The organism is Variovorax sp. CAN15 (genome assembly GCF_030462475.1).
Classification (GTDB): domain Bacteria; phylum Pseudomonadota; class Gammaproteobacteria; order Burkholderiales; family Burkholderiaceae_C; genus Variovorax.
Genome location: NZ_JASMRZ010000140.1, coordinates 1 through 6,598 on the forward strand (window position 1 = coordinate 1; position 6,598 = coordinate 6,598).

General features: G+C 60.4%; 9 protein-coding genes. 5 read left to right on the top strand and 4 right to left on the bottom strand.

Going from position 1 to position 6,598, the window contains the following annotated elements; genetic code table 11:
• The first annotated feature begins 112 nt into the window (after positions 1–112).
• From QMO14_RS32355 to QMO14_RS32375, 5 genes are all read left to right on the top strand, one after another.
• Positions 113–925, top strand: coding sequence for a tetratricopeptide repeat protein (locus QMO14_RS32355; protein ID WP_301512181.1), 813 nt, complete (start codon positions 113–115; stop codon positions 923–925).
• Positions 926–1,254: 329 nt separating this feature from the next.
• On the top strand, positions 1,255–1,488 hold the full coding sequence (locus QMO14_RS32360) for a hypothetical protein (protein WP_301512183.1): 234 nt from the start codon (positions 1,255–1,257) through the stop codon (positions 1,486–1,488).
• Positions 1,489–1,505: 17 nt separating this feature from the next.
• Entirely contained in the window at positions 1,506–1,802 is a 297-nt protein-coding gene (locus QMO14_RS32365; RefSeq protein ID WP_301512185.1) for a hypothetical protein, read from the top strand.
• Between the two features lie 216 nt (positions 1,803–2,018).
• Positions 2,019–2,510 (top strand): hemerythrin domain-containing protein, encoded by a 492-nt coding sequence (locus QMO14_RS32370; RefSeq protein WP_301512187.1) that lies wholly within the window; start codon positions 2,019–2,021, stop codon positions 2,508–2,510.
• 39 nt (positions 2,511–2,549) lie between these two features.
• Positions 2,550–3,350: an alpha/beta fold hydrolase gene (locus QMO14_RS32375; RefSeq protein ID WP_301512188.1), complete on the top strand. Its 801-nt coding sequence runs from the start codon at positions 2,550–2,552 to the stop codon at positions 3,348–3,350.
• A gap of 10 nt (positions 3,351–3,360) precedes the next feature.
• Here QMO14_RS32375 and QMO14_RS32380 read toward each other — a convergent pair whose 3' ends face one another.
• The 4 genes from QMO14_RS32380 to QMO14_RS32395 all read right to left on the bottom strand — a co-directional run bounded on the left by QMO14_RS32380 (position 3,361) and on the right by QMO14_RS32395 (position 6,596).
• Positions 3,361–4,140 (bottom strand): exodeoxyribonuclease III, encoded by a 780-nt coding sequence (locus tag QMO14_RS32380; protein ID WP_301512189.1) that lies wholly within the window; start codon positions 4,138–4,140, stop codon positions 3,361–3,363.
• A 22-nt stretch (positions 4,141–4,162) separates the two neighbouring features.
• A complete protein-coding gene (locus QMO14_RS32385; RefSeq protein WP_301512190.1) occupies positions 4,163–5,092 on the bottom strand; it encodes a Ku protein in 930 nt (309 codons plus the stop codon).
• Between the two features lie 547 nt (positions 5,093–5,639).
• The gene (locus tag QMO14_RS32390; protein ID WP_301512191.1) at positions 5,640–5,882 is read right to left on the bottom strand and encodes a hypothetical protein; all 243 of its coding nucleotides are present in this window, start codon (positions 5,880–5,882) and stop codon (positions 5,640–5,642) included.
• A gap of 114 nt (positions 5,883–5,996) precedes the next feature.
• Positions 5,997–6,596 carry a response regulator transcription factor gene (locus QMO14_RS32395; protein WP_301512192.1) on the bottom strand — a complete coding sequence of 200 codons (600 nt, stop codon included), beginning with the start codon at positions 6,594–6,596 and terminating at the stop codon, positions 5,997–5,999.
• Positions 6,597–6,598: the final 2 nt, after the last annotated feature.

Sequence of the window (6,598 nt, forward strand, 5' to 3'; positions counted from 1 at the left end):
CGGCGCCCAAGGCGCAGCGGGCACCTAAGCCATCCGCTGCTGCGAAAACAGCCCCCTCCCCGCGCGCAAAAATGAAGCGGTGATCGGCTCAAAGACTTCAACATCCGCGTCGATGCGCGCCGCGAACCAATTCTTTGGCCTTTCGAGGCACGCTGTGCTCCGGCTCATCGAGTTGGGTTTCGTTGCGCCGGAGAAGGAGGATGGCAAAGGTTGGCGCTTCTCCTTCCAGGACCAGGTCCTGCTGCGCTCTGCCAACGAACTTCGGGCAGCGCGCATCCCAACGAGGCAGATTCTTCGCTCCCTGCGGCACCTCAAGGCATCCATGCCGGCAGAATTTCCTCTTGCAGGCATTCGCATCACGGCGGAGGGAGACAAGGTAACAGTGCGCTCTGCTGAAGCGCACTGGGAGCCGGAAACAGGCCAGCTGATCCTGGACCTGCAGCTCGCTGCCGGCGGCGGCTCCGTCAGTCGTTTGCCGCCGTCTCCACCGCCCACGCAAAGCGGCGTCGACGTGAACGATTTGTTCGCTCGTGCTGAGGCGTTGGAAGAGAGCGCGCCGCGCACTGCCGAGGACATGTATCGGCAGATCCTTGTGGAGGAACCCACCCACGCGCACGCATATCTGAATCTCGGCTTCATGCTCTGTGAAGCAGGACGTTGCCACTCTGCGGTCGAGTTGTACGAAGACGGCGTTCGCTTCTGCCCCGACGATCCGCTGATGCATTTCAATCGTGCCGTGGCGCATGAGGGCACGGGTGACGTCGAAGGCGCGCTGGAGAGCTACGAGGAGGCGATTCGTCTACAGCCCGATCTTCTTGACGCTCACCGCAATGCTGCCCTGCTGTACGCGGACATCGGAGAGAAGCAAAAGGCGATTCGGCATTTCAGTGCGTTCCGGCGCCTTCAGGCCGGGCAAGTCATCTAGCCAAGTGAAGTCACCGCCGCCAGTCAACGCTCAGCAGCATTTTTTGCCTTATGAAGAAACGCCACCAGCACGCTTTGGATCTTCCCCCACCCGCTCCAGATGCAAGAAAGCGCGCCGGGAAACTGCGCATGAAAGACGCGAGACGACGAATCCTGGTGATCGACTATCAAACATGGCTTTCGCTCACGGATCACCTTACTAGCCAGGTGCCTCCCGAACCAGGAAGGGGCCCGTAAGGCGAGACCGCCTAGTCACGCCCGAACAGGCCGGCGTCCGACATCTTTCCATTGAGCGAGGGAGGACGGTTGTAGCTTTCAGGACAAGTAACCATGACTGACCCATTGAAGGACAAGCCCGAACATGCGCTTCCCGCTCAAAAGGCGATGAAGCAAACAGCGAAAACCTCAAGTGAACGAGGCGAAGGGGCGGACCAGCAGGCCGGCAGGTCTGAGCGGTCGCAACCTGCGCGTAAAGGGGATGCTGCGGTGGGAACTACCGAAAACGAAGGCAGTTCCCCCTACTCTGATCGATCGCGAAAGGAAAGGGCGCAGCGCAACGAGTGAGGTGTGATCGGACGGACATGACGATCAAGCTCAGCGTTCGCGGCGCTGCACCTGAGGAGATTGCAAGGGGTCTGCGCGCAGCTTTCCTCGTGCTCAACGCCGCCGGCGTGACCGACATGCAGGCCGCACTGGCAGAACACCAGATCGAGGGCTGGGACGTGGCCTATGACATGGACCCATCAAGAAAGCCAAGCGAGGAAGTTTTTCGCGCAGCTGAGGCCATGGAAAAAGCGCGCCGAGCGGCCATCGCGGCATGTTGTCAGGGATGGGCAACTCCCCCGGGCGAAGCAGACTGGAAGCTGGACGTCGCGTGATTGCCTCGCCTTTCAAGGCGGCTCTTCGTGGAGCTTTCTTTCCTAAGCGGCAGTCTGATGGGGCTGCTACGAACTACGACAACCATTTGGGCCATCTTGCCCCCCTCGTGCCGGCTTTTCTGAAGTTGCCCATGCCGTGATGGCCTCCGTCCTACTTCAATGGCGGCACCCAGAGGCCAATGTCCAGATCCCACATGAAAAAACAGGAGTTCCCAAATGGCAACTACACGCTCGACCCCCGATGCATGCACCCTCCTCGATGCTGACCACCGAAAGGTGAAAGCGATGTTCAAGGACTACGAGGCGCTCACGAAATCCCGCGCCGCCAGCGCGAGCCAGAAAAAGCGAGACTTGGCCAACCAAATCTGTCTCGAGCTCACCGTGCACGCTCAAATCGAGGAAGAAATCTTCTACCCTGCGCTGCGTGAAGCCATCAAGGACACTGACCTGCTGGACGAGGCAGAGGTGGAACACGCCAGCGCCAAGGACCTGATCGCTCAGATCGAGCAGGCTGCGGACGTGGACGACAAATTCGACGCGAAGGTGACCGTGCTGGGCGAGTACATCGACCATCACGTGAAAGAAGAACGTGCGGAGATTTTTGTGAAGGCCCGCGCGGCTCGCAAGCTTGACCTCGTTGGCATGCGCGAGACGCTCACGGCCCGAAAAGAAGAACTCATGGCTGAACTCACGGGCGCGGTCGCCTGAACACGTGTCTGCGCGACCGCACAGAACAGGTGCTACGACATGAACCACGCTGTACTCCCTTCCGTGTACGAAGGATCGTCGACCAGCCGCAACGCTGCGCCTTCAGCGGCAATGCTGCTTGCTGAAGGTCGAGCCGTCTTTGAGTTCGGGGCGAGCTTGGCGCTTTGGCCGTTGATGCAACTCGCGCCTCGAGGCGATGGGCACCCAGTGCTTGTTCTGCCAGGCTTTCTTGCAGGAGACGCCTCGACGTTGGTGTTGCGACGTTATCTGCGCAGCGTCGGCTACGACGCGCAGGGGTGGAACCTGGGTGTGAATCTGGGTTATCGCCAGAAACTTATTTCCGGAATGCTTGTTCAACTCGAAGAGCTTTCGCGGGATAGCCAGCGCAAGGTCAGCATCGTCGGATGGAGCCTGGGTGGCGCATACGCCCGACTGCTGGCGGCCCGCCGCCCGGAGCTCGTTCGCAGCGTGATCACGCTCGGTAGCCCGATCAGCGGCGGCCCGGATGCCACGAATGCGAAGGGCATCTACCAGACCCTCAATGGGCGTCGCATGGCCGACTCCAGTGTGAAGAGGCTTGTTGCGCAGCCGCTCGAAATGCCAGCCACTTCGATCTACAGTCGATCAGATGGCGTGGTGTCGTGGCGCGCCAGTGTGATCCCGGTGGGTTCCGAGTCGGAAAACATCGAGGTCCATGGCAGCCACATTGGGCTGGGTGGCAATCCTGCCGTGCTCTATGCCGCTGCAGATCGGCTCGCGCAGACGGAAGGTGCATGGGCTCCCTTCCGTCGGACTGGTCTGGCGGCAATCGCCTTTCCGGACCCTATGAGGCCGGTGTGAGGTGTGCGCCTTACCTTGGGTCTTTGAGTTCGATCCAGGCGGGCGCATGGTCGCTGGCGCCTTCCAGACCACGCATAGCCCTGTCGACACCGGCCGAAACCAACCGCGGCACGAGGGCTTCGCTCACCAAGAGGTGATCGATGCGCATGCCGGCATCGCGGGGCCACCTGTTGCGTAGGTAGCTCCAAAAGGTATACGAAGCGCTGTCCCCGCCCTTCAGCTTCAGAGCGTCCGTCCATCCACGCCTCACCAAATTCTGGAATGCCGCCCGCGGCGCAGGCTGCAAGAGCGCATTGTCCTTCCAAGACGCGGTCGAGTAGATGTCGGCGTCTGTCGGGACCACATTGAAGTCCCCTGCGAGCACCGCTGGGTGGCCGGTTCGAATCAGCGTCGCAGCATGGCGAGCCAACCGCTCGAACCATGCCATCTTGTATTCGAATTTCGGTCCTGGCCAGGGGTTGCCGTTCGGAAGGTACAGGCATGCGACCACGATGCCATTGACGGCCGCTTCGAGGTATCGGCTCTGCTTGTCCGCCGGGTCACCAGGTAGCTGCCGCCGTATCTCCAGCGGGGCGGCTCCGCGAGCCAGGATTGCGACGCCGTTCCATGTCTTTTGTCCGTGAACGAGCGCCTCGTAGCCGAGGGCCGCAAGTTCTTCGTAGGGAAAGCTAGCTTCGACGCACTTGAGCTCCTGCAGGCACACCACGTCTGGCCGGGTAACGTCTAGCCAGGCGCGCAGCTGAGGCAGGCGCGACACGACATTGTTGACGTTATAGGTCGCTACGCGCACGGGCCACTTTACATGCGCAGTCTTAGGCGGCCTTGCGTTTTGCTGCCGGCGTGGCTTTCGCCTTTTTTGCTACGGCTTTCCGCGCGGGCTGCTTTTCTTTTGCCTCACCATCGGCGGTCGATGACCCCTTTGCAGGCGCCCTTGCGCTCTTGCCACTCTTCAAGCTGCGCGCGAGAAGTTCGGTGAGATCGATGACCTGAGCCGATTCACCAGGCGCTTCTTCCTCAGGCTGGATCACCGTCTCGGTGTCGCCGGCCTTCACTTTCTTCTCGACGATCTTCATCACCGCATGCTTGAACTCATCTTTGAAGTCGTCAGGGTTCCACTTGCCTGACATGTCGCCGACAAGCTGCTCGGCCATCTTCATCTCAGCGGAGGTCACGTTGGCGCCCTTGACGCCGGCCGGCGGCAGATCCAACCCTTCGAGTGACTTGACTTCGTCGCCCCAACGCAGCAGGTTCAGCACGAGCGCTTTGCCGGAGGGAACCAGCACGGCAAGATGCTGCTTGGTGGCGATCACTACCTTGGCCAGGCCAACCTTGCCGGTCTTGATGAGAACTTCGCGCAGCAGCGCGTACACCTTCTGGCCCTTGTTGATGGGCGCAACGTAGTAAGGGCGCTCCAGAAAAACAAACGGGATCTCGTTGGCGTCGATAAACCGTTGGATCTCGATCGTCTGGGTGGTGCGTGGGTAAACCGCCTCGATCTCATCGGGCGAGATGACCACGTACTTGCCGTCCTCATACTCCACGCCCTTGACGATGTTGTCCTTGTCGATCTCCTTGCCAGTTTTCTTGTTGACGCGCTTGTAGCCCACGGGATCCATGCTGCGCTTGTCGAGCCAGTCAAAGTCGACCCCTTGCTCAATGCTAGCGGTGTGCAAGCCGACGGGAATGTGGACGAGCCCGAATGTGATCGCGCCTTTCCACAGTGTTCTGCTGCTGGTGGCCATGGAAATCCTTGTTGTGAGAGATGACGGGCTTGCTGCGCATTGGCGGTCTATCGGGGCGCCGGTTTGGCAGTGGGGTCTGCGCCGCCGGCGGCCGCGCCGCTGCCGGACCTACCCGGTTCGCCGTCACGGGTCGCCTTGCCACCGCCGATCGAGGCTGGCGGCTTGCTCGTTTGGGTGCGCGCCCTGGCCGTACTTTCGTCGGTGATGATCTTTCCGCTGTCGCCGAATCCACCGGTGGGCGGCCGAGCCGCTGGCGCCTTTTGCGTGTCGCCGGTAGTCGGCGCCGCGGTTCCCTTTGGGTTGCCCGTAGACTGGGCCAGGGCTTGGCCCGTTACTCCGGCACTTAGAGCGCCGCAGACCAGCATTGGCGCAAGCATTCGAAGAAATAGGTTTTTCATAACTACGGTGTCAGGGCGCGAAAGCCAGCGCCGCGTAGGACTGTCAGGACTTTGCGCGTGGGCGATCCCGCTGAAGGAGCTTGAACGTTAATTGCTTTGCGCCCATCCCTGCTCTTCCCCACAGGTCCAGACGCCGCAGTGCTCGCCCGCTATGAGCCGTCCTTCTTGGTTTTAGCCAGGCCGCGAACATTGAGCGCCGCGAGACACACTTGCAGGGCAATAAGCGCATAGGCGGACGTATGCACGCCCCAAACCGTCCAGGCTACATTGCTCACAAGGAAAACCCAAAAACCAATGTTCCGGCGACTTTCTTTGGTCGACGCGACCAGCCAGGCCGCCAGCAGGGACAGCGCGAATGCACCCCATTGAATGGAGCCGAAAGCTTCGTTCATGATTCCCCAATGTAGTTATCTGACGCAAGAGACGAAGACGCTCGTGGCATTGCGGAGAATGCTTTGTTTGGCGTATGCCACCGTATACGCCTGCTCCGTAGATCGTGGGCACATTCATTCCAACAGCCCATTCTTGATTGCGTAGTAGGTGAGATCACTGTTGCTCGCCAAGGCCAACTTCCGCATCAACCTGGTACGGTGTGTGGAGACAGTCTTGTGTGAGAGGCCCAGGCTTCGCCCCACGGCCCCCACGGTTTCACCTCGACCCAATCGCAGAAAAATCTGAAACTCTCGTGAGGTCAGGGCGTCATGAAGTTGCGCCGGTGCATGCTTGGGTAACTGTGAAGCCAGCATCGACGTAACACTCGGTCCCCAAAAGGGCTTGCCGCTTCCTACGGCTCTGATCGCTCCAACCATCTCCTCCAAGGTCGCATCCTTGGCAATAAAACCTGCGGCACCGAGCCGAAACAACGCGAGCGCAAACCGTTCTTCTGGAAACCCAGAGACGATCAAGACCGATAACCTAGGACACTGCGCGCGAAGACTTCCCAGCGCGTCCAGGCCGCCCTTCTTTGGCATGGCGAGGTCCATGAGCAAAACGTCCATCTCGACTCGCCGCGCGAGTTCGATGGCCTCGCGTCCATCGCAGGCTTCGCCCACCACTTCGATGTCCGGCAAAGCAGCAAGAACGCCTTTTAGACCCTCGCGAACGATCG

Bases quoted from the DNA above. Each gene is read 5' to 3' on its own strand.
- QMO14_RS32355 (WP_301512181.1), top strand. From the start codon at position 113: ATGCGCGCCGCGAACCAATTCTTTGGCCTTTCGAGGCACGCTGTGCTC.
- QMO14_RS32360 (WP_301512183.1), top strand. From the start codon at position 1,255: ATGACTGACCCATTGAAGGACAAGCCCGAACATGCGCTTCCCGCTCAA.
- QMO14_RS32365 (WP_301512185.1), top strand. From the start codon at position 1,506: ATGACGATCAAGCTCAGCGTTCGCGGCGCTGCACCTGAGGAGATTGCA.
- QMO14_RS32370 (WP_301512187.1), top strand. From the start codon at position 2,019: ATGGCAACTACACGCTCGACCCCCGATGCATGCACCCTCCTCGATGCT.
- QMO14_RS32375 (WP_301512188.1), top strand. From the start codon at position 2,550: ATGAACCACGCTGTACTCCCTTCCGTGTACGAAGGATCGTCGACCAGC.
- QMO14_RS32385 (WP_301512190.1), bottom strand. From the start codon at position 5,092: ATGGCCACCAGCAGCAGAACACTGTGGAAAGGCGCGATCACATTCGGG.
- QMO14_RS32390 (WP_301512191.1), bottom strand. From the start codon at position 5,882: ATGAACGAAGCTTTCGGCTCCATTCAATGGGGTGCATTCGCGCTGTCC.